We start from the raw sequence: 22,053 nt of genomic DNA, 5'->3' as shown, positions 1-22,053 counted from the left end.
CGCGCAGCATGGTGGGTGTGGGCGTCGGCATGGTGCACCGGTTCTGACGCACGCCGTTCGGATCTCGGGGAAGGAGGGGCGCCGCGTTTGCGGCGCTTTCTTTCATGCCAGTTGCAGCAATGACGGGTTTGGTTCGCGCGCGCCAGTGGCACCATCAGGGCGCCGTCGCCGCCATCACTGTGAAGTCTTGAACCTGGCCGCCAACTGCTCCGCATTGCGCGCAAGCAAGCCGATGTCCGAACCGACTGCCGTGAACGTGCAACCCAGCTCGATATAGTGACGCGCGAGCGCCTCGTCGCCGATCAGGATGCCGGCCGGCTTGCCTGTCGCGACGATTCGTCGGATCGTCTCGTCGACGCTCTGCTGCACGTCGGGATGTTTGATGTCGCCGACATGCCCGAGCGCCGCGGACAGATCGCCTGGCCCGATGAAAATGCCGTCGATGCCTTCGACGGCCGCGATCCGCTCCACATTCTGCAGCCCACGCCGGCTCTCGATCTGCACGAGCACGCATAGCTCGTCGGCGCAATGCTTCGGATAATCCTGCACGCGTCCGAAGCCCGACGCGCGCGCCGCCGATGCATAGCCGCGCACGCCCTCTGGCGGATAGCGCGTGAACGAGACGGCGTCGCGCGCTTCGTCTTCCGTTTCGACGTAGGGAATCAGCAGCGTCTGCGCGCCGCTATCGAGCAGGCGCTTGATCGTCACCATGTCGTTCCATGGCGGGCGCACGATGGGATGCGCGGACGTGCCCGCGCAGGCCTGCAACTGGCTATGGACCATTGGGAGTTCGTTGGGCGCGTGCTCCATGTCGAGCAGTAGCCAGTCGAACCCCGCACCCGCAAGAATTTCGACGGACACATGGCTCGCGAGGCTCGACCACAAGCCGATCTGCTGACGCCCGTCCCGCAGCGCGCGTTTGAACGGATTCTCCGGAAGCTTCATTGCATTCTCCACAGAAGCATGCCTTCACAGATGGTCATGACCAGGGCAGCGCCTCGCGGCGCAACGGCTAGCGCGGCTTGTTGCGTTTCTCGGGCGGGGTGTAATCGATGGTGACGAAGCCGCCGCCCTGGAAACGTTGCGCGACGGGATCGAGCGGATTCGGTTTGGTGAGAATTTCGTCGGCATAGTCTTCCGCATTCTGACGCGGCTCGTAGCCAAGCGGCACCGCCGACGAATTGTCCCAGTAGCTACGCGTGTTGTTCGACACGCCCCAGACCACCTGAAAGCCAACGTCGGGCACGTTGATGCAGCGGTCGATCAGATGCAGGAAGTCGTCGTGGCCGAGCCAGGTGCTCAGGTGGCGGAACTCCGTCGGCTTCTCGATGCAACTGCCGATGCGGATGCACACGCTCTCGATGCCATGCTTGTCCCAGTACATGCGCGCGAGCGACTCCCCCCCACGCCTTGCTGAGTCCGTAGAAGCCATCGGGACGGAATGCGCAGTCGAGCGTGAGCTTGTCTTCGACTGGGTACATGCCGATCGCGTGATTCGAGCTTGCGAAAACGATGCGCCGCACGCCATGCCGCCGCGCGCCTTCATACACTTCGACGAGACCTCTCAGATTGTTCTCGATGATCTCGGGCAAAGGCCGCTCAACGCTCGTGCCCGCCATGTGAATCAGCACGTCGACTTCCTGCATCAGCCGATCGACCACGGCGGGGTCGCGCAGGTCGCCGTGCATCACATCCTCGCCATCGAACAGTGGTTCGAGTGCGCGCGAGCCAGCGGCGGAACGCAGGTTCACGCCGCGCGCGTTCAGCGCGGCGCGCAGGAAGCGGCCAAGCTGACCGCCCGCACCGCTCAACGCAATTTTTTTTCGTCATGGTCAAAAACCTTTAGCCGTCAGGCTGGGATTCGGGGGACATTCGGGAGATATTCAGCGGCCCGAGGTCTGGCGCACGGCGAGTTCGGCGGCGACGGCAGCCGAGGCAGCCGGCACGACGGCAGACTCAACTGCGCTCGACTCGCCGTACGTGATCAGCTTCCACGCGACAGTCGCGCCGATCACGTCGAACAACATCAGGCAGACGAACAGCGGGTTATATCCGAGGGTAGTCGCCAACGCGCCGACGATCAACGAGAAGATCATCCCGCCCAGCCAGCCGCACATACCCGAAAAACCCGTGGCCGTGCCGACTTCGTGCTGGCCGAATACGTCGGAGGCGAGCGTGAACAGCGCGCCGGAAATCGCCTGGTGCGCGAAAGCGCCCGTGCAGAACAGCGCGATCGCGACATACGGGCTGGCTGCAAGGCCGATGCACGCCGGTCCGATCATCAGCACCGCGCCGCAGACGATCACCAGCTTGCGCGAGTCGATCAGCGACCCGACGGACGCGCTGCGTGCTGCGCGCGGCGTTTCTGGCCCGCCAGGATGTATTCGCGTTCGTCGGCCGACGAAGTCGAGGATATAGCCCGCGATGGGCTGCATCACCGTGTATGCGCGCTGGAACGCCGCGACGACATACGAATACTGCTGCGTCGTCATGGCAGCTTCTCGGTGAGCGTCGGCGCCGCGACGGATTGCGAGCTGCGCGCGAGATCGTTGAAGACGGTCCCGAGCATGATGCGCCCGATGATCCATCAGCGTAGTCATTTGATCGTGTGGCGTTGCACTGCATGTTTCCTGCGGATGGCGGTCATCGCGAAACCGGGGCGATGCCGTTCGGATGAGTCTGTCTGATGAGGCTGAAGAGGCGCGAGCTTGTTGTTTTCGCTGCCGCGTGCGCCGCGCGGCAGCAGGGTAGGTGTCACGACTGTATGTCGTACACGCGTGATCAAAGCCAGGCTGCCGAGCCGCGACCCGCATCCGTGCGGGTGGCAGGCTTTGTTCGCAGCGCTTTTCTGTGTCAGACATCATTGCGTCAATGCGCATACTTGTCAAGCAAATATTTCATTTATCAAGAACGTTCCTCGATCGCGTCTGCGCGCCATTTCTTGCGCAAGGCCGCTTGTAATCTACAATGTCTTGAAAATCCCGATGAATGACGGACACGCGGCTAACCTCATCCTCCGCTTGACACGACACAAGTCGTTTTACAACATATGCTCAGCGACTGCACGATGAACAGCGGCCACGGCGGCATCACGCTCGGCAGCGAAATGGGCGGCGGTTGCAGAACATCTACGCGCGCAACCTGCAGATGCTGAATCAGAACTGGCAGACCAATCCGCTGAACATCGCGATCCGGATCAAGACCAACAATAAATCGCGGCGGCTACGGCAGCGCGATGCTTGCAGGCAGTCCCGTCAATTCGACCGTGCCGCTCGGCGTGGTGACGGCGAGCGCGGCGAATCCGTCGGCGGTGCAAGGCGGGCTGATCACTTTCGACTGCGACTATCAGCCCGCCAACGATGCCGTGCGCACGCGTCCCGCGCTGGTGCAGAACGTGTACATCTCGAACGTGACGGCGGGCAACGTGACGGTCGGCGGCGACGGGTTCGTGCTGCCAGGCAATCGTCGCGCAGGGGCCCGCCGCATTCGCCTACAACGGTCCCGCGCCGACGCCCGCCATTGCGCCCATTTCGGGCTTCACGATCACGAACTGCAATCTCGGCACGCCCGTTTGCAACGGCACGGCCAGCGCGACGACGCCCGGCGCGATCTACGCGACAACGTGAACGCGATCGCGCTGTCGAACGTGACGGTCGGCGCGGCCGTGTACAACACGTCGGTGGTGGATAGCCGGTAGCTTCGCGACTGCGTGAGGGGCGCGACGATCCGCGACAGTCCGCGACGATCCGCGACCTCGCACGCGAAAAGCGGCCCGTCCCATCAAGCCGAAACGCCCGCCAGACAAGCGTGCGCGCGCCATGACACAGGTCGACATAATTCGTCGATGGCGTTCGCGCAGGCGCTCGACCATACTGCGTTCCGCGTGCAGAGCTGCAGAAACGAAACGAAGCCGGCGATTCACGCAGCGACCGTGATATCGCCGATGGTGCGCAAAGCTTCAGTGAAGCCAGACATCGGACGATCTGTTCAACACCCGACCATCCGACCGATCAAAGGACTTCACATCATGTTTACATCGCTGAACACCGTTAGCCGCAAGACCATCCGCAGCGCGTCAGCCGCGCTCGCATTCAGCGCGATGCTGCTGAGCGGCTGTGCAGCCGCGAGCGTCACCAACTCCACGCAATATTCGACACTCGCGCAAGCCAATCCGCAGACCGTCTACGTCTACACGTTCGCGAGCAACCCCGATGCCGTGAAGCTCGACAACAGCGGCCTCGTGCACAAGCTGAGCACGGGCTTCCCGGGTTCGTCGCAAGCGGCGCAGCAGACGCAGGAAGCCGTCGCCGCCAGCGAAGCGCTCACGGACGAAGTGGTCGCGAAGCTGCAGGCAATGGGCATGCGCGCGATCCGCACCGACGCGCCGCCGCCCGCCGGCCAGAACGTGCTGATCGTCGAAGGCGCGCTCGGCTCGATCGATGCGGGCAACCATCGGCGCCGCATGCTGATCGGCCTGGGCGCAGGCAAGAGCGAAGTGACGGCGCACGTGCAGGTGCTGTACAAGCCGGCGGGCGGCATGCCTCAGCTCGTGCAGACGTTCGACGCCGACGCGAACAGCGGCCACATGCCGGGCGTCGCGGAAACAGCGGGCGTCGGCGCGGCCGTCGGGCACGTGGCGACGTCGGCGGCTGTCGGCGGCGCGGCGCACGTCGGCGCGGAACACAAGGGCGACAGCGTGACGGGCGACGCGAAGAAACTCGCCGACTCCGTCGCGAAGCAGGTCGCGCAGATCGGCGTCGCGCAGGGCTGGGTGTCCGGCGATGTGGTGAAGTAAGCAGAACTGAACAGGGCTGAACGGGACTGAACGGGACTGAACGGGACTGAACGGGACTGAGCCGGACTGATCGGGAGCAAGCGCAAAAAAGGCCGCGCATTGCGCGCGGCCCGGCAGCGAGGAGACGATGGCGATGCGGCAACGCATCGCCGTTTTTCATTTGCGCGCCTGTGCCCGCATGTCGCGCTCAGCCTTCGCGGAACAGGAAGCTATACGCGTTCAGTGCGGGCACGCCGCCCAGATGCGCGTAAAGCACCTTCGAGCCTTCCGGAAATTCGCCACGCCGCACCTTGTCGATCATGCCGTGCATCGACTTGCCTTCGTAGACGGGATCGGTCATCACGCCTTCGAGCCGCGCGCATAGCCGGATCGCTTCGAGCGTGCCTTCGTTCGGCAGACCGTACTCGGGGCCGCCGTAGCGCGTATCGAGCACGACATCTTGCGCGGTGATGTCGCGGCCCAGCTCGACCTGTTCGGCCGTGCGCTTCGCGATGCGCGTGATCTGATCGCGCGTCTGCTCGGGTTTCGCCGACGCATCGATGCCGATCACGCGATCCGCGCGCCCATCCGCTGCGAAGCCGACGATCATCCCAGCCTGCGTGCTGCCCGTCACCGAGCACACGACGATGTAGTCGAACCTGACGCCCAGCTCTTGTTCCTGCTGGCGCACTTCTTCCGCAAAGCCGACGAAGCCGAGTCCGCCGAGCGGGTGATCGGAGCAGCCGGCAGGGATCGCGTACGGTTTGCCGCCTGCCGCACGCACGCTGTCGAGCGCGTCTTCCCAGCTTTTGCGGAAACCGATGTCGAAACCGTCGGGCACGAGCCGCACGTCGGCACCCATGATGCGCGACATCTGGATGTTGCCGACGCGGTCGTACACGGCGTCGTAGTAGTTGACCCAGTTCTCCTGCACGAGCACGCACTTCATGCCCAGATGCGCGGCGACGGCGGCCACCTGGCGCGTCTGGTTCGACTGAATGCCGCCGATCGACACGAGCGTGTCGCAGCCTTGCGCGAGCGCCTCGGGGATCAGGTATTCGAGCTTGCGCGTCTTGTTGCCGCCGAAGGCGAGGCCGCTGTTGCAGTCCTCGCGCTTCGCATACAGCTGAACCTTGCCGCCGAGGTGGTCGGAGAGGCGCTTGAGGGGCTGGATCGGCGTCGGCCCGAAAGTCAGAGGATAGCGGGGAAAGCGTTGCAGGTTCATGGTCGAGGTCCGTTGATCGGGAATGGGCTTGGCGCGCGTCGGCGTGGCAGGCAGCCAGAACAGCCGATGCCGCGCTGACAGACATGATAGAAAAGTGCGCGCGAAATGAGCTTGCGAAATAAATCGTTGTCACATACTTTTGAAACGAGAACTGCAAACTCAACACGCCTTTATTTCTTCGTTCGGACCATGTGCGCAACAAAATTACGCCACGCCAAAACAGCAGACATCACGCCGCCCGCGCAACTCGACCGCATCGATCGCGCGATCCTCAAGCAGCTTCAGCAGGACGCGTCGATTTCGAACGTTGCGCTTGCGTCGAAAGTGAAGCTCAGCGCGCCGGCCTGTTTGCGGCGCGTCGAAAGGCTCAAGGAAATGGGGTTGATCCGCGCGACGGTCGCGCTGCTCGATCCGAAGGCGGTCGGCGCGGGCATGCTGGTCGTGATCGGCGTCGTGCTCGACCGCTCGACGCCCGAAACCTTCGCCGCATTCGAAAAGGCCGCGCAAAAGGTATCGGGCTGCATGGAGTGTCACGTGGTGACAGGCGAATTCGATTACTTCATGCTGGTACGCACGCGTAACAGCGAAAGCTTCAACCGTCTGCACGCGGAGCAATTGCTGTTCCTGCCAGGCGTGCGGCAGATCCGCAGCTTCATGGTGCTCAAGGAAATCCTGTCGACTACGAAGTTTCCGCTGTGAAGCCGGTTCAATGCGCGCTCATCAGGTCATATTGCGATATCGGCCGCATCGGGGTGCGCTTACAATAGCTGCGCAGACGAGGCAACATTTCGGCAATGAGCGACGAAGACAATCCTATCGGCAACACGGCAAGCCAGCACACCGGGCACGCGCAACCATGCGCGCCGGATCACGACGCGGCGGACGGTTCATCCGCGCGCATAATGAACTTCAGCGGCGACTGGCTGCAGCTATGGGCGGAATCCACGACCGACTACTCGATCTTCGCGCTATCGCCCGACGGCACGATCATCAGTTGGAATCGCGGCGGCGAAGCAATCCAGGGCTATCGGGCAGACGAAATTCTCGGCCAGCACATCCGCACGATGTACACCGACGAAGATCAGCGCAAGGGCTTGCCCGAACTGTCGCTGCAGCTCGCGCGCGAACACGGCCGCGACGAATCGGAAGGCTGGCGCGTGCGCAAGGACGGCACGCTGTTCTGGGCAAACGTGATCATCACGGCGCTGTACTCGCCCGAAGGGAAACTTCTGGGCTACGGGCGCGTCGTGCGCGATATCAGCGACAAGAAGAACGCCACGGATGCCGCGATCGAAAGCGACCGGCGCTTTCGCCTGCTCGTGCAGGGCGTGAATGACTACGCGATCTTCATGCTGTCGCCGGAAGGATTCGTGACGAACTGGAATCCGGGCGCGCGCCGCATTAAGGGCTACACCGACGAACAGATCATCGGCTCGCATTTCTCGTGCTTTTATACGCGCGAAGACGCGGCCGCGGGCATGCCGCAGCTCGGTCTCGAAACGGCCGCGCGCGAGGGCCGCTGGGAAGCGGAAGGCTGGCGCGTGCGGCGCGACGGCAGCCGTTTCTGGGCACACGTCGTGATCGACGCGATCCGCGACGAAAACGGCGCGCTGATCGGCTTCGCGAAAATCACGCGCGACATCACCGAGCGCCGCCAGGCCGCCGAACTGCTCGACCAGACCCGCGACGCGCTGTTCCAGTCGCAGAAGATGGAAGCGATCGGCAAGCTGACGGGCGGCGTCGCCCACGACTTCAACAACGTGCTGCAGGTGTTGCGCGGCAATCTGGAACTGCTCGGCGCGCGTCACGAAGATAGCTGGAGCCGCGCGCGCGTCGGCCGCGCGATCGAGGCCGTCGAGCGCGGCTCGAAGCTCGCGGCGCAACTGCTCGCGTTCGGGCGCCGTCAGGCGCTGCAGCCCGTGGTGAGCAATCTCGGCGACGTACTGCGCAGCATGGAAGACCTGCTGCGCCGCGCACTCGGCGAGCGCGTGCGCGTGCGGGTCCAGGAATCGCATCCGGGCGTCGACGTGTGGAATGTGTTCGTCGACACGCATCAGCTTGAAAACGTCCTGCTGAACCTCGCCATCAATTCGCGCGACGCGATGCCCGAAGGCGGCCTGCTGACCTTCGGTCTGTCGAACGCCGTGCTCGACGCAAAAGCGGCAGCGGCGTCGCAGACCACGCCGGGCGAGTACGTAAAGATGACTGTCACCGATACGGGCGCGGGGATGAGCGCGGAAGTGGTCGAGCGTGCGTTCGATCCGTTCTTCACGACAAAGCCCGAAGGCGAGGGCACGGGGCTCGGCCTGAGCATGGCGTACGGCTTCGTGCTGCAAAGCGGCGGTCATATCGAACTGGCGAGCACGCCCGGCGTCGGCACGACGGTGACGATCTATCTGCCTCGCTCGACGGACACGCCCGTCGCGCGTCCGCACACGCCACGCGACGCCGAGTGGGAAGATGGCGTGCGCGGCGACGAGACCGTGCTCGTCGTCGAGGACGACCGGCGTGTGCAGTTGACGGTCGTCGACATGCTGTCGCAGCTCGGCTACGGCGTGCTGACGGCCAACGATGCCACCGACGCGCTGACCGTGCTGCGCAGCGGCGCGAAAGTCGATCTGCTGTTCACGGACGTCGTCATGCCCGGCCCGTTGCTGAGTCCTGAAATGGCGCGCCAGGCGCTGATGATGCGGCCGTCGTTGAAAGTGCTGTTCACGTCGGGCCATACGCGCGACACGTTGGGCCTGGACGCGCAACTGCGCGGCGGCGCCGAACTGCTGCAAAAGCCGTATAGCCGGATGCAATTGGCCCGCAAGATACGCGATGTATTCGATGGCATGACGGGCGCGCAGCGCAATGCTGCGTCACCGGGCGGATCGGGCGCGTCGGGCGCCAGCGCGGCGAGCGCGCTGACCATCCTTGTCGTGGAAGACGAGCCGGACGCGCGCGAGGCGCTATGCGAGCTGCTCGGCTTGCTCGGGCATGCTTACGAATCGGCGGGCAACGCGGAAGACGCATTGCAGCGGCTGCAGCGGCGCGCTTTCGACGTGCTGCTCACGGACCTCACGCTGCCCGGCATGTCGGGCCTCGAACTCGCGCGCGCGGCGATGGACATGCACGCCGCAAAGCGCGTCGTGTTCGCGACAGGCCACGACGCGCCCATGCGGGACGAATCGCTGCCGTTCGCCTGGACAGCGCTGCGCAAGCCGTATTCCTTGGATCAGCTGAAAGCGGCGCTCGCCGCACACGCGTAGCGCGGCGGTGCTACGTGCGCTGTCTCGCGACGGTAGCGCGAACCTCAGCGCGACGCGAGCTTGCCGGCGTCGCGTAACGCCGCGACGATCGCCGCATATGCACGTTCGCGGGTGGCCTCGTCGGGCGCGCGCAGGGCGAACGACGGATGATACGTCGGCACGACATGCCGGCCGCCATGCGTCAGCACCTTGCCGACGACCGCCTGCAGCTTCGCGGCCCGGTCTTCGAGAATCGCCTTCAACGCCGTTGCGCCGAGCGCGACGATCACGCGCGGGCCGACAGAAGCCAGTTCGCGCTCCAGCCAATAGTGGCACGCATCGATCTCCCGCTGCGCGGGCGTCTTGTGCATGCGCCGCTTGCCGCGCGGCTCCCACTTGAAATGTTTGACGGCGTTCGTCACGTAGACGTCGCGACGCGACACACCCGCTTCCTTCAGCGCATCGTCGAGCAGCTGCCCGGCGGGGCCGACGAACGGCGCGCCTTGCTGGTCTTCCTTGTCGCCGGGTTGCTCGCCGACCATCATGATGGGCGCATGCTTCGGCCCGACGCCGCCAACCGCCTGCGTCGCACGCGACCACAGCGCGCAGCGGCGGCAATCGTCGAGCGTCACGGGATGTTGCCCGGGCTCGACGTCCGCCGGGTGCTGCGCTGTCGGTGCGGGTCGCCCGCGCGCTTCATCGGGAACGTCGGCCGAAGCGGAGGAAGCGGTGGATTTACGGCTGCTCATGATGGGGTTCGAAGTGTGCGCACTGCATGCATTGCCCGTCTTGCTGCCAACGCGAGCAATAGTCGTTCCCTCGCACGGGGGCGCACGATGGCGCGCGGTTCGATGGCCGCAGCGGAATGCTTCTTGCGGCCCATTGGCAGCAGTACGCAACGCAAACCCATCTGAACCGGAGGCCATCATGAGCACGCTGAATCCCGATGACGAACAACGTCCCACTGCGCGGCAAAAGGGGCATGACAATGCGTCGCTTGGACCGAGCGATTCGTCGGATAGCGGCAGCGACGTAGCAGGCGCGAAGCGTCACCCGTTCGATGTCGACGACGAACTCGACAATCACGCGCTCGAAACGGGCGAAGCGGAACTCGCGAGCGATTCCGATCGCGCAGGCACGGGCGAACGCGCATCGGCGGACGGCGACTCGACGCTCGAGGAGAACGAAGACATCGAGGTGGATCGCGTGATCGATGCAATGGGCGAAGAAGAGACGCAAGGCATCGCGGACGAACTCGTCGAATTGGACGAGGAGCCAGTCGAGGAAGCGTCGGAGCCTGACGCAGATCTCGATGCAGATTCAGATGCAGATCTGGACGCAGATCGTGGCGCAAGCCGGCCCGCAACTCGCAAGTGAACACGCCAGGCGCATCGCTTGCTCAAAGCGATGCCAGGCGTGACGGCGTGCGCGAAAGCGGCCTCGAGTGTGGCTGCATCGCGCTGCCGTCGTTTATCGACTGAAGTCTGGAATAAGGGGGCACCATGTCGCTCATCGTTGCCGCACGATTCATCACATTTCCGGCCGCCGAATCAGCCGCTGAACGGTTGTTCCGGGCGGGTTTCGTCGAGGAGGACGTGTCGCTGTTTTTCGTCAATCCGCGCGGTCAGCACGCGCGCTTTCCGATTGGCGGCGATGAAAACAAGGACGCCGCCGCGACGGATGCGCCCAAGGGAGCGGGCATGGGCGTCACGATTGGGGCCGTCGTGGGTGCCGTGGTCGGTGTCGGCATCTTCACGGCCTTTTCGGCACCCGTGCTGGTGTCGGCGATCGCGGCGGGTGTGGGCGCGTATATCGGCTCGCTGATCGGCGCGATGTATCGCACGCGCGGCGGCGGTAAGGGCGCGCATCGCGAGCATGCGCATTTTGAAGAGCGCGACTCTGGCGTGCTGCTCGCTGTGCACGTGACGCCCGAATCGCAGCAGCTCGCCGCGCGGGTGCTGCGCGAAGCGGGCGGCATGGCCATCGAGCGCGCCACGGGACGCTGGCAGCAAGGCCGATGGGCCGACTTCGATCCGACGCGTCCGCCGCAGCCGGTGCAGACGGCAACGACCGCACAGACCGCACAGACGGGAGCGGGTGCTGCCGGTCGCGACGTCGAACGGTCCGCGCAAAGGCACGCGTAAGGCAAGCATAAGGGACGCATAAGGTACGCGTGAGGTACGCGTGAGGTACGCGAAATGACGTGTATGCCTAACGTCGGTCGATCCAAACGAACACAGCGCGCGGCATGACGCCGCGCGCTGTGTTCGTTTTACTGCCGTACCGCTACTTCTTTTGGCCGGGTCCGATGCACGGAGCCGTTGCGGCGTCCTTATCGACCGCCGGCCGTGTCGTCGTCCTCTTCTTCATCGTCCAGGTCGTCCTCGAAATCGTCATCGTCGTCGAGCGATAGCCGGCCCATCCCGACACCGGCATCCTTGTCCGCATACGGTTGACGTGGGGCGTTCTCGTCCGGGGCGTAATTCTTTCTGACCATTGGCAGCTCCATGAAGAAAGTTGAACGAGCCCGCATCGCGCGCAAGCCGCGCGCCTGGAATCGAAGCAGGCGGGCAACTACCAATAATGCTCCCATGCGATCCGCGCCACCAGCGGCAAATGATCGGATGCGACGCGCGCGCGCATGCTGCGGTGCACCTGAACGTCAAGCAGCCGGTCGGCGGGATGCATCCAGATGCGGTCGAGCGCAAACATGGGCAAGCGCGACGGAAACGTGCGGGGCGCGGGCGCCGCACGAAAATGGGTGACGAGCATGCGCAGCGCCTGGCCCCAGACGAACCATTCGTTGAGATCGCCCATCAGGATCACGGGCATGCGCGGCGTGTCGAACGCCGCGATCAGCGCGCGAATCTGCGCGCGCCGCTCGCGCGCAGTGAGGCCCAGATGCGTCGCGACGACGCGCAGCGCGCGCTGCGCGCCGTCCGCTGCAGGACGGGCGCCGACACCGGCGTCGAGCGAGACGTCGACGTCGAGTGCGCCGCGCGCCTCGCGCGTGCCGAATGACAGATCGAGCGAACGCGTCGCGCGAATCGGCAGGCGGCTCAGGATCGCGTTGCCATAACGGCGCTCGGGTGTATCGAGCGTCGGGCCGGCGATCGCGTCCATGCCTGTCGCCTCGCGCAAGATCGGCAATGCGTTCGGTGCGAAGCTGCCGCCGAGCGGCACTTCCTGCAACGCGACGATATCCGCGTCGAGTTCGCCGATCACATCGGCGATCCGCTCGGCCGAGCGTCGTCCGTCGGTGCCGACGGTATCGTGAATGTTGTACGTGGCGATGCGCAGTGCACGCGCCGGCGCGCTAACGGGGCGCGCTTGCATGGTCGAGGCGGGTGCGTTCATGAGCGGCGCGCGAAAAAGCGTTGCAGTATCACCGACAAACCGACCAGCGCCGCGCCGATCAACGCAACGAGCGAAAGCCCCGTCAGCGACGGATGGCGCACGGCCGCAACCAGCTGATGCGCGAAGGTGGTCGCGAGCACGATGCCCGGCGTCATGCCGAGCACCGTGCCCGCCAGATAGTCGCGCAGGCCGATATGCGAAGCGCCCGCGGCCAGATTGATGATCGTGAAGGGCGCGACGGGCACGACGCGCAGCAGCACGACCGTTACGAGCCCTTTTTTACCGAGCTTTTCGCTGATGCGGTTGATGCGGCTGCCTGCGAGTTTGCGCACGGCATCGTGTCCGAGCGACGCACCCGCGTAATACGTGATGCACGCCGAGATCATCGTGCCCGCGAAGGCGTAGGCGCTGCCCCACAGCGCGCCGAACACGAAGCCGCTCACGGCGATCAGCAATGTGACGGGCACCGACACGCTCGCGGCAAGCGCGTAAAGGGCGACGATCGCCAGCGAGCCGAAATGCGATGCGTGAATCCGCTGCACTTCGTGTACGAGCGCGGCAAAGCTGACGGCCTCGCGCAGCGGCGTGAAGCGCCACAGCACCGCGAGCGCCGCGACGCCCAGCGCGAGCGCGCCGAACGCGAGCAGCTTCCCCGTGAGGGGACGGCTGCGCTCTTCGGGCAGGAAGTGGCGCACGAGTTCCTGCGGCGCGACGGGCGCTTCGGGATCGAGCACGGACACACGCGAAGCGAGATCGTCGAGGTCGCCGCTGACGACGGGATCGAGGGGTGTCAGCGTGCGCGCACCGTGACGCAACTGCGCGATCGCCGCATTCAGACGTTGCGTGCGCAGCGCGGCCTGCACGTCGGCGGGCGAGACGTCGAGGTGCTCGGCCAGCAGCCTGTTACGCACCGACGCGATGGCTGCCCGCACGCGCGCGTCGCCGCGCGCTTCGAGTGTGATGTTGCATTCGGTGTCGAGCACCATCGAGCGGTTGTTCAGGTTCGCGCTGCCGATGATCAGCAACTCGTCGTCAACCGTCATCAGCTTGCTGTGCACGTTGATGATCTGGCCATGGGCGTCGTCGTTCGCGCTCGCGATGTCGCCGCTGATTTCGATGGTCGGTGCGTACATCGCATAGCGGCCATGCCCGTCGGCCTGCTTCATCGCTTCGTGGAGCTTCGCGCGCAACACGCCCATCGTCGCTTCCTGCAGCCAGCCGCTGGTCCGCTCGGGACCGATCACGGCGATGTCGGGGCCGTCGGCGTCGGTCAGACGCGAGGCGAGCGCGGCACCGACGCGGCTGGCCGTGAAGTACTGGTTCTCGATGTAGATGGCATGCTTCGCCGCCGCGATCGCGTCGACATAGAGCTGCTGGATCTGTGCGACGAGCGGCCGTCCTTCGAAGGCCGGCGCCGTCAGCGAAATGCCTAGCGCGACATCTTCGACATCGGCGGCGACGCCTGCGGGCCAGAGATTCGTGCGACGTGTGCGAGGCGCTTCGCGCGCGAGATCGGGCGAACTCTCGATTGGCTTGCCTGTCGCGCGTTGCCAGCGCTCGCGCACGAGCCGGCCGACGGCATGCGCGGCGGGGCCGTCGAACATCGCCTGCACGTCGTGCATCGGCTGATAGGGCGTTGCGTCGGGATTGCGGCGCAACGGCGCGTGCAGATCATGCGCGACGTAGTCCCGCGCGCGCGTGAGATCGATGCCGCCGGCAAACGCGAGCGCATCGTCGATGACGACGATCTTCTGATGGTGCGACGAACCGAGGGGATGCCGCCCGTCTTGCCGGAAGCGGATGCGGCGATGGGTGCGCCAGCCCATCTTGTACACAGGCAGCCACTCGCGCTCGAACGCGTAGAGCATCGCGAAGTCCCACGCGAGAATATGGATGCGCAAGTGCCGGTTCTTTACCGCGAGCGCGCACAGGAAATCGGCGAGCCCTGCGGGCAGTCCATCGGGTGCGCCGCCGGGGACGAGCTCCAGACGGCTGTCGATGTCCCAGCCGACGATGTGGATCGAATGGCGCGCGCAGGTCATCGCGGCGCGCAGCGCCGAGAAGTAGTCGGCCGCATCGATCAGGACGCGAAAGCGCTGTGCGCGCTCGATGCGCTCGCAATTGTGGCCCGGACGCAGCAGGCCAGGCGGCGCACCTGGGGCACGGGTCGCGCCGGCGCGTGGATCGATGGTCGTCGGTTCTGTCGTGGCGTTGGTGGCGGATTGGATCATCGGCGAGCGGGCTTGCAGGCTGCTTTGTTGCGACCGCACCGCTGCAAGAAAGAAGCCATCGCGTACGGTCGAGTCAACGGGCAGCAAGCACTGTTCCTCACGAGGGCTGCGGGCAGTTGCGGTAAAGAAACCACCGACAGGAACGCCGCTTGCCGCCTTCATCGACATGCGCGCTACGTGCGTTGCGCGGCGCGATACCCGATACCCAGGTCCAACCACGTGTTCAACCGCAAAGAGGATCTCACCATGAAACAACCGATGAGCACGCAAAAAGCCGCAGCGAATCAGCCCGACCATCCGAATCAGCCGAATCAGCCGAATCGCGATGGCGGGCAGCAACAGCAGAATCAGAAGCCGCCGCCGCATCAGGGCGGACAGCGTCAGCCGTAATGCACGCCGCTCGCAGCCGATGTTGAGCGCGGCGCGCAACGATCGCATGCCGCCGTGCAAAGCTTCCACGTCCATATGTAGATCTTTCAGCAGACCATGCACGGCACGACGTTGGACGCGTCACAGAAGGCATGACGTATAGGAGCACTAGAAGGCGCACTAAAAGGAGCACCACATGGAACAAAAGCCGGAACAAAAGCTGGAACAGAAGCCGGAACAAACGCCCTCCACAAATCCGGGCGAAGCACGCAACGAGCCGCGCAAAACCGGCACGACCACCGAGCCCGGGGAGCCGACGGAAACGATGAAGGCCACGAATCCGCCGCGCTCGAATGAACATCCCAGGCAGACGGCGGAGGTGCCGCTCGGCAGCGGCGATCGTCCGGAGCCGCCGGGCGCGGGCGGCGTGCCGTCGCATCACGACGCTTGATTGCATCGTGGTGAGCGCGAGGTTCGCGCTGCGCGGCTCGCGATGCTTCGCGTGATCGCGCAGTGCGAACGCCGCAGTACAGACACAAGCGCAACGCGACGAAGGCAGCGGCTCAATCCGCTGTCGCGATCGCCATCGCGTCGGCGACACTCAACGGCTTGCGCATCGCTTCGGCAAGCATGCCGATCTGCTTCTCCCGGTTGCAGCCCACGGCCGCCACCAGCTTTCCCTTGTCGCCGAGTAGCGCGATGAACTCGAACGTATCGGGCGTGCCCGTGAATCGCGTTTCGTCCCAGTGAGCCGCGCGGCCAAGATAGTCGAACGTCTTGCCGTAGTGATAGGTCCAGAAATACGGCACGAACGGCTCGGCGGGCGGCCGGCCGAGCATCGCGTTGACGGCGATGCGCGCATGCTGCTGCGCGACGCGCCAATGCTCGATCCGCGTGCGCTCGTCGATGGGCGCATGCAGCGGAAATCGCGCGATATCGCCTGCTGCATAGAGGCCTTCCATCACGCGCATCGACTCGTCGACATCAAGGCTCTTGTCGCCGTTGCGCGTCACGCCTTGAATGAAGTCCGTCGCGGGCGTCACGCCCGTGCCCGCAACGATGAAATCGCACGACACGCTGTCGCCGTTATCGAGCGTGACGCGCAGTGCGCCGTCCGCGTCGCCTGGATCGCGCGGCGCAACGGCGCGCGCCTGGCGGCCCATGCGCACGCGCACGCCATGCGCTTCATGCAGGCGCATGAACAGCCGGCCAAGCTCGGGGCCGAACTGCTTTTCGAACGGCACGTTGCCGGGCGAGACCACCGTCACGCGCAGCTTGCGCTCGCGCAGCGCCGACGCAACCTCGAGCCCGATGAAGCTTGCGCCCAGCACGAGGGCATGCTCGCTCTGCGCGGCGACATCGACGAGCTGGCGCGCATCGTCCCGATTGCGCAGCAGACGGACGCGCGCTTTCACGGCGGCGTCGTCGGCGCCTTGCAAGGGCAGACGCTTCGGTATGCCGCCCGTCGCGACGAGCGCCGCGTCGTAGTGAATGGACGGCGCGCTGCCGATATCGATGCGTTTCGCGCGCGCATCGAGTGCCGTGACTTCAGCCTGGATCAGGTCGATTGCGTGCTTCTCGAAGAAGTCGTCGGGCAGGAGCGACGGAATCTTCTCCGGCGACATCTCGCCCGACGGCACGAATTTGCTCAGCACGGTACGGTCGTAAGGCGTGCGCGGCTCGCGATCGATCAGCACGACGCGCCCCGCGTAACCCGCTTCGCGTAATGCCGCGCACGCAGCCCCACCCGCCGCGCCGGCACCGACGATCGCGAACGTGCGCGCGTCCGAAGCGCTCGCCGTGGCGATGCTGGCTGGCTCCGGCATGCTGTCGACCAGCACGTCGTCCTGCGTCACACGTACGGGATAGCGCGTGAGGGGCAGCAGCGGGGGCGGTTCCACCAGCGCGCCGCTGTCGATGTCGAACGTGCCTTTGTGCCACGGACACACGAGCCGGCCGTTGCATAGCGCGCCCTGTTCGAGCGGTGCGCCCGCATGCGGACAGTCAGCGCCATACGCGCGCACGGCGTCGCCGCGACGGATCAGCAGAATGGGCGTTCCGTCGACCTCGACGCGCTTCATGCTGTTGTCGGCCAGACCGGACAGTCGCGCGACCTTTTGCATGCTGCTGTTCTGCGGGTTCGTGTTGTTGGTGTCGTTCGTGTTGTTCGTGTCGGTGGTCATCGTTTTCCTCATGGGATCGGCGCTGCCGCATTGCCGCACGAAGCGCGCTTCGCGTGGCGGGCGCTTGCCTGTGTCGTGCAAACGCCATGCCGTGCGGCCCGGGCCGACCACGCACGCGCAAAGACCGCGTGCCAGGCGTATCGCGCGCGAATCGCCCGGCCCGCCTGGCCCACTCGGGCCTGCGATGGGCACGCCGTTTGCATTGGCGTTCGCTGAGCCCGCCGGATGAATGGGCCAGACCGACACATCGATGCATGAACCCATGCCGTCCGACGGCTCGCGATGGAGGAACCAGATGAACGATATCGGCCACGATCCTTTGCGGCGCGCCGCGCCCGCTGCGTGGTACCTCAACAGCGGACTGCGTCTGTCCGACGAAGAACCGGATGCCGAGGCCGAGCCGAGGCGTTACGCGCTGGTGCCGGCGCTGGAACGCTATCTCGCGGGCGTGCGCTATGCCGACGAAAACGCGGCAAGCCGCGCCGCGACGCTCGATGCGCTCGCGCGCGAGGCATGGACTGGTTGCCGCTGCCGGGCCGCGGCGAAACGGCGACGCGCTGGCGCGGCCTTGCCGCCGTCGCCGCGTGCGACCTGTCGCTCGTGAAGCTGTACGAAGGCCACACCGACGCGCTCGCGATTCTCGCCGAACTCAAGCGCGCCGATCTCGCCGACGACGGCAGCTGGGCCGTGTGGGCCGCCGAGCCGCCCGACGCGAAGCTGATCGCGCGCCCGGCGGGCGGCGACACGCTGACGCTCGAAGGCACCAAAGCCTGGTGCTCCGGTGCGCCGCATGTGTCGCATGCGTTGGTGACGGCATGGCGGGATGGCGAGCCGGTGTTGGCTGCCGTCGAACTGTCGCAGGATTCGATCGCGATCGATCCCTCCGGCTGGCAGGCCGTCGGCATGCGCGCGACGGGCACGAGCACGGTGCGCTTCGACGGCACGCGGGCCGTGCAGATCGGCGCGCCGGGTGCGTATCTGGCGCGGCCGGGGTTCTGGCACGGCGGCGCGGGCATCGCCGCGTGCTGGTACGGTTGCGCGGCTGGGCTGGCGTCGATTCTGCGCGACAGCGTGAGGCACCACGCGAATCCGCACGCGTGCGCTCACCTTGGCGCTGCCGATGCCGAACTGTCCGCCGTCGCCGCGTTGCTGCGCGAGTCGGCTGCGTGGATCGACGGGCATCCGCGCGACGACGCGCAGCGCGCGCTGCGCGTGCGCGTCGCCGTCGAGCAGGCGGCCGCGCAGGTGATGGAGCACGTGTCGCGCGCGCTGGGCGCGGCCCCGTTTTGCAGCGATCCATGGTTCGCGCACGCGATCGCTGATCTGCCCGTGTTTCTGCGGCAAAGCCACGCCGAACGCGATGAATGTGCGCTCGGGCAAACGCTGCTCGACGACGACGCTGCCGCCGAGCCGTGGACGCTCGCAGGCGAGCCGCGCAGTGCGGCGGACGAAATCAGCGGCGAAAAAGACGCCGCGAGAGACGCTGGAATTGCACGCGAAGCCGACCATGCCCGCGAAGCGCGTTGAAGCCATCGAGGACGCGCATGTCATTCCCCGCCGCCTATTTCGACGATCTGTACCGCCGGGACGACGATCCCTGGGACTATCGCGCCAGCTGGTACGAGCGCCGCAAGCGGCTGCTGACCGTCGCGGCGCTGCCGCGCGAAAGCTATCGGTCGGGCTTCGAGCCCGCGTGTTCGAACGGCGAGCTGTCCGTGCTGCTCGCGCAGCGCTGCGACCGGCTGCTGATGTGCGATATCAGCGAACACGCCGTGCGGCTCGCGCGCGAGCGGCTCGCGCATGTGCGCAACGTCGCGATCGAGCGGCGCGCGATGCCCCAGGCGTGGCCCGAGGCGCGTTTCGATCTGATCGTGATCGGAGAGCTGGGCTACTACCTGACCCGCGAAGCGAATAGCGAACTCGCGCAGCGCGCCTGCGCATCGTTGACGGACGACGGCACGCTGGTCGCGTGCCACTGGCGACATCCGTTCGAAGGCAAGCTGCAATCGGCCGACGACGTGCACGCGAGCTTCGACGCGCAGCCCGCGTTGCATCGCATCGTGCAGCACGCGGAGCACGATCTGCTGCTCGACGTGTGGTCGAAAGACGGCCGGTCGGTTGCGCAAGGTGAGGGGATTGCATGATCGGCATCGTGATTCCCGCGCACGACGAAGAGGAACTGCTCGCCGATTGCCTGCAGGCCGCGCGTATCGCGGCGGCGCATCCGGAGTTGCGCGGCGAAACAGTCAGGATCGTGGTCGCGCTCGACAGCTGCACGGACCGCTCGGCACAGATCGCGCGCTGCTCGACACGACGCGTTGACGCTCGACGTGCGCAACGTCGGCCTCGCGCGCGCGGCGGGCGCGGCGGCGCTGCTGGAACAGGGCGTGCGCTGGCTCGCGTTCACGGATGCCGACAGCCGGGTCGCGCCAGACTGGCTCGTCGCGCAACTGGCGCTCGACGCGGAAGCCGTCTGCGGCCCGGTGATCGTCGACGACTGGCGCGAGCACGACGCGTTGACGCGCGAGGCGTTCTATCGCGCGTACCTGAACGCCGACGGACACCGCCATGTTCATGGCGCGAATCTCGGCGTGTCGGCGCGGGCGTATTGCCGCGTCGGCGGCTTTCCGCCGCTCGCGTGCAGCGAGGATGTCGCGCTGGTCGGACTGCTGGTCGAGACGGGCGCGCGCATCGCGTGGAGCGCGGCACCGCGCGTCGTGACGAGCGCGCGGATCGCGTCGAGAGTGCGCGGCGGATTCGGCGACACGCTCGCCGGGTTGAGCGCGCGCGGATAGCCTCTGGGCAGGTTGAATCGAAGCCGGTTCAGCGCGGATCGTCCGGCTCGCTCGCATAGCGCCCCAGAAACATGTCCGCCGACGACTCCGCGATGCGCTGCTGCTCGGCGAGCGACAACGGCGGCTGGCCCATCGTCACCTGCGGCCAGAACGCGAATCCCTTCACGAGACCATGAAGCTGCTGCGCGGCGAACGCCGGATCGGGCGCGTCGAGACGGCCGTCGGCGGCGGCCGCGCGGATCCAGACAGTCAGCCCTTCTTCGCGCTCGCCGATGCGCGCCACCATATCGCGCGCGCGTTCCGGCGAATGGATGCCCGCCGCGATCGCCACGCGTGCCAGCGACATGAACGCCTCGTCGTTCAGCAGGCGCAGCTTCTGCGCGAGCAGGTCGATCAACTGGGCGCGCAGCGGCAGATCCGCGCGATAGCCGGGCGCGTCGCCCGCCTGGCTGGCTGCCCACAACTGCTGCAGGATCGCCGCGAACAACGCTTCCTTGCTGGGGAAATGGTTGTACACCGTGCGCTTCGATACGTTCGCGCGCGCCGCGATGCGGTCCATGCTCGTGGCGTCGTAACCGGAGGCGCGAAATTCGTCGATGGCCGCTTCGATGACGGCCGCGCGCTTGCGATCGGTCAGGCGGGAAGGAGGGGTGGTGCTGTCGTCCATGAGCGAATTTTACACCGCCGGGTTTACTTTTCGGGATAATAAACTACACTGTGCAGTCTACCTTTGACTTACTCCTGATGAGGTGCAATGAAATCGATCATCGGCTCTCTTGGTCAGATGCTTGGCTTGACCGCCGCGCGACGCGGCCGTGCGCTGTCCGCCACGTCGCCGCAGCATGACGGCGAGCGCTTTCGCAACGTCAAGCCGCGTCCCGTCGAAGGATTCGGCAAGACGCTGCGGATCGCGTGGAACGTGCTGTTCAACAAGCCGGACGGCACGACGCCGTCGGGGCCGTTGCCCGTCGAGGCGGTCACGCGCGCCGATCTCGACGGCGCGCCGGACGGGAGCCTGTTCAGGCTCGGCCATTCGACGTTGCTCTTCAAGCTGCGCGGCCAGTTCTGGCTCACCGACCCGGTGTTCGCGGAGCGCGCATCGCCGTTCAGGCGCATGGGCCCGAAGCGCTTCCATGCGCCGCCGATCGCGCGCGATGCGCTGCCGCCGTTGCGCGGCGTGATCCTCTCGCACGACCACTACGATCACCTCGACCGCGAGACGGTGCTGGCTCTTGCCGACACGACGGGCGTGTTCCTGACGCCGCTCGGCGTCGGCGACCGGCTGATCGAGTGGGGCATCGACGCGTCGAAGGTGCGCCAGTTCGACTGGTGGCAAGGCGTTGAAATCGACGGCGTGCACTTCACGGCGACGCCCGCGCAGCATTTCTCCGGCCGCAGCCTGTTCGACGGCAACAGCACGTTGTGGGCGTCGTGGGTAATCGTCGACGGCGACCTGCGCGTGTTCTTCAGCGGCGACACGGGCTACTTCGACGGCTTCAAGACAATCGGCGAGCGGCTCGGTCCGTTCGACGTGACGTTGCTGGAAACGGGCGCCTATGACGCGCAATGGCCGTACGTCCACATGCAGCCGGACGACACCGTGCAGGCGCATGCCGATTTGCGCGGACGTTGGCTCGTGCCGGTTCACAACGGCACATTCGATCTCGCGATGCACCGCTGGCAGGAGCCGTTCGAGCGCATCGTCGGGCTGGCCGCGGCGCGCGGGATCGCGCTCGCCACGCCGCGCATGGGCGAACGGCTGGATCTCGCCGCGCCGCATCGGGGCGAGCGGTGGTGGCGCGAGGTGCCGGATGCCGTCGGCGCGCCCGAAGCGGCGCGGCGCCGAGGCGCGTGCCGGCCGGCGGGGCAGAGCAACGGGTGAAGGG

At 66.1% G+C, this 22,053-nt stretch carries 18 protein-coding genes and 5 pseudogenes; 13 read left to right on the top strand and 10 right to left on the bottom strand.

All coding sequences use genetic code 11. From position 1 onward, the window contains the following. Positions 1-174: 174 nt before the first annotated feature. From H3V53_RS34135 to H3V53_RS34125, 3 genes and pseudogenes are all read right to left on the bottom strand, one after another. Positions 175-945, bottom strand: coding sequence for an HpcH/HpaI aldolase family protein (locus H3V53_RS34135; protein WP_336601584.1), 771 nt, complete (start codon positions 943-945; stop codon positions 175-177). A 67-nt stretch (positions 946-1,012) separates the two neighbouring features. After that, positions 1,013-1,817, bottom strand: a pseudogene (locus H3V53_RS34130) (NAD-dependent epimerase/dehydratase family protein). A gap of 66 nt (positions 1,818-1,883) precedes the next feature. Next, positions 1,884-2,327 (bottom strand): annotated as a pseudogene (locus H3V53_RS34125) (MFS transporter); the annotation flags it as partial. Positions 2,328-3,043: 716 nt separating this feature from the next. On the opposite strand from H3V53_RS34125, the pseudogene H3V53_RS34120 reads away from it, so the two are divergent. Both H3V53_RS34120 and H3V53_RS34115 read left to right on the top strand, forming a co-directional pair. Beyond that, positions 3,044-3,697: pseudogene (locus H3V53_RS34120) on the top strand (endopolygalacturonase); the annotation flags it as partial. Between the two features lie 330 nt (positions 3,698-4,027). Next, on the top strand, positions 4,028-4,795 hold the full coding sequence (locus H3V53_RS34115) for a DUF4410 domain-containing protein (RefSeq protein WP_336601583.1): 768 nt from the start codon (positions 4,028-4,030) through the stop codon (positions 4,793-4,795). Between the two features lie 187 nt (positions 4,796-4,982). On the opposite strand, the gene H3V53_RS34110 is transcribed toward H3V53_RS34115, so the two are convergent. After that, positions 4,983-5,999, bottom strand: coding sequence for a 1-aminocyclopropane-1-carboxylate deaminase (locus H3V53_RS34110; RefSeq protein WP_336601582.1), 1,017 nt, complete (start codon positions 5,997-5,999; stop codon positions 4,983-4,985). A gap of 189 nt (positions 6,000-6,188) precedes the next feature. On the opposite strand from H3V53_RS34110, the gene H3V53_RS34105 reads away from it, so the two are divergent. Then, entirely contained in the window at positions 6,189-6,698 is a 510-nt protein-coding gene (locus tag H3V53_RS34105; protein WP_336601581.1) for an Lrp/AsnC family transcriptional regulator, read from the top strand. Positions 6,699-6,793: 95 nt separating this feature from the next. Further along, positions 6,794-9,253 (top strand): hybrid sensor histidine kinase/response regulator, encoded by a 2,460-nt coding sequence (locus H3V53_RS34100; RefSeq protein WP_336601580.1) that lies wholly within the window; start codon positions 6,794-6,796, stop codon positions 9,251-9,253. A 44-nt stretch (positions 9,254-9,297) separates the two neighbouring features. Here the strand turns inward: H3V53_RS34100 and H3V53_RS34095 are convergent, their stop codons facing one another. Beyond that, the gene (locus H3V53_RS34095) at positions 9,298-9,981 is read right to left on the bottom strand and encodes a UdgX family uracil-DNA binding protein (RefSeq protein WP_336601579.1); all 684 of its coding nucleotides are present in this window, start codon (positions 9,979-9,981) and stop codon (positions 9,298-9,300) included. A 175-nt stretch (positions 9,982-10,156) separates the two neighbouring features. Here H3V53_RS34095 and H3V53_RS34090 point away from each other — a divergent pair. Both H3V53_RS34090 and H3V53_RS34085 read left to right on the top strand, forming a co-directional pair. Continuing rightward, positions 10,157-10,498, top strand: a pseudogene (locus tag H3V53_RS34090) (chemotaxis protein); the annotation flags it as partial. Between the two features lie 236 nt (positions 10,499-10,734). After that, the gene (locus H3V53_RS34085) at positions 10,735-11,376 is read left to right on the top strand and encodes a hypothetical protein (protein WP_336601578.1); all 642 of its coding nucleotides are present in this window, start codon (positions 10,735-10,737) and stop codon (positions 11,374-11,376) included. 188 nt (positions 11,377-11,564) lie between these two features. Here H3V53_RS34085 and H3V53_RS34080 read toward each other — a convergent pair whose 3' ends face one another. From H3V53_RS34080 to H3V53_RS34070, 3 genes are read right to left on the bottom strand one after another with little or no spacing between them, the layout of a single operon-like run. Next, entirely contained in the window at positions 11,565-11,825 is a 261-nt protein-coding gene (locus H3V53_RS34080) for a hypothetical protein (protein ID WP_336601577.1), read from the bottom strand. Then, positions 11,807-12,589 carry an endonuclease/exonuclease/phosphatase family protein gene (locus tag H3V53_RS34075; RefSeq protein ID WP_336601576.1) on the bottom strand — a complete coding sequence of 261 codons (783 nt, stop codon included), beginning with the start codon at positions 12,587-12,589 and terminating at the stop codon, positions 11,807-11,809. The genes H3V53_RS34080 and H3V53_RS34075 overlap by 19 nt, the downstream gene beginning before the upstream one ends. Next, the gene (locus tag H3V53_RS34070) at positions 12,586-14,820 is read right to left on the bottom strand and encodes a VTT domain-containing protein (protein ID WP_419539612.1); all 2,235 of its coding nucleotides are present in this window, start codon (positions 14,818-14,820) and stop codon (positions 12,586-12,588) included. The genes H3V53_RS34075 and H3V53_RS34070 overlap by 4 nt, the downstream gene beginning before the upstream one ends. A gap of 246 nt (positions 14,821-15,066) precedes the next feature. Between H3V53_RS34070 and H3V53_RS34065 the strand changes: the two genes are divergently transcribed. Next, the gene (locus H3V53_RS34065) at positions 15,067-15,210 is read left to right on the top strand and encodes a hypothetical protein (protein WP_336601574.1); all 144 of its coding nucleotides are present in this window, start codon (positions 15,067-15,069) and stop codon (positions 15,208-15,210) included. Between the two features lie 175 nt (positions 15,211-15,385). Then, on the top strand, positions 15,386-15,640 hold the full coding sequence (locus H3V53_RS34060; protein WP_336601573.1) for a hypothetical protein: 255 nt from the start codon (positions 15,386-15,388) through the stop codon (positions 15,638-15,640). Positions 15,641-15,752: 112 nt separating this feature from the next. Here the strand turns inward: H3V53_RS34060 and H3V53_RS34055 are convergent, their stop codons facing one another. Next, positions 15,753-17,372, bottom strand: a complete 1,620-nt coding sequence (locus H3V53_RS34055; RefSeq protein WP_336601572.1) for an FAD-dependent oxidoreductase — start codon at positions 17,370-17,372, stop codon at positions 15,753-15,755. 295 nt (positions 17,373-17,667) lie between these two features. On the opposite strand from H3V53_RS34055, the gene H3V53_RS43820 reads away from it, so the two are divergent. The 4 genes and pseudogenes from H3V53_RS43820 (at position 17,668) to H3V53_RS34040 (ending at position 20,167) form a co-directional block, all read left to right on the top strand. Then, positions 17,668-17,976 (top strand): hypothetical protein, encoded by a 309-nt coding sequence (locus tag H3V53_RS43820; protein WP_419539609.1) that lies wholly within the window; start codon positions 17,668-17,670, stop codon positions 17,974-17,976. Next, a complete protein-coding gene (locus H3V53_RS34050; protein ID WP_419539608.1) occupies positions 17,886-18,899 on the top strand; it encodes an acyl-CoA dehydrogenase family protein in 1,014 nt (337 codons plus the stop codon). Before H3V53_RS43820 ends, H3V53_RS34050 begins: the two co-directional genes overlap by 91 nt. A gap of 17 nt (positions 18,900-18,916) precedes the next feature. Next, positions 18,917-19,516, top strand: a complete 600-nt coding sequence (locus H3V53_RS34045; protein WP_336601571.1) for an SAM-dependent methyltransferase — start codon at positions 18,917-18,919, stop codon at positions 19,514-19,516. Next, a pseudogene (locus tag H3V53_RS34040) lies at positions 19,513-20,167 on the top strand (glycosyltransferase family 2 protein). The gene H3V53_RS34045 and the pseudogene H3V53_RS34040 overlap by 4 nt, the downstream one beginning before the upstream one ends. A gap of 28 nt (positions 20,168-20,195) precedes the next feature. Here the strand turns inward: H3V53_RS34040 and H3V53_RS34035 are convergent. Then, on the bottom strand, positions 20,196-20,834 hold the full coding sequence (locus H3V53_RS34035; RefSeq protein WP_336601570.1) for a TetR/AcrR family transcriptional regulator: 639 nt from the start codon (positions 20,832-20,834) through the stop codon (positions 20,196-20,198). Positions 20,835-20,921: 87 nt separating this feature from the next. Here H3V53_RS34035 and H3V53_RS34030 point away from each other — a divergent pair, with 87 nt between their 5' ends. Beyond that, positions 20,922-22,049, top strand: a complete 1,128-nt coding sequence (locus H3V53_RS34030; RefSeq protein WP_336601569.1) for an MBL fold metallo-hydrolase — start codon at positions 20,922-20,924, stop codon at positions 22,047-22,049. Positions 22,050-22,053 lie beyond the last annotated feature (4 nt).

It is taken from the genome of Paraburkholderia bengalensis (assembly GCF_037126505.1).
Classification (GTDB): domain Bacteria; phylum Pseudomonadota; class Gammaproteobacteria; order Burkholderiales; family Burkholderiaceae; genus Paraburkholderia; species Paraburkholderia bengalensis.
The sequence above is the reverse complement of the archived record's forward strand: the minus strand, read 5'-3'. Positions and strand labels throughout refer to the sequence as shown.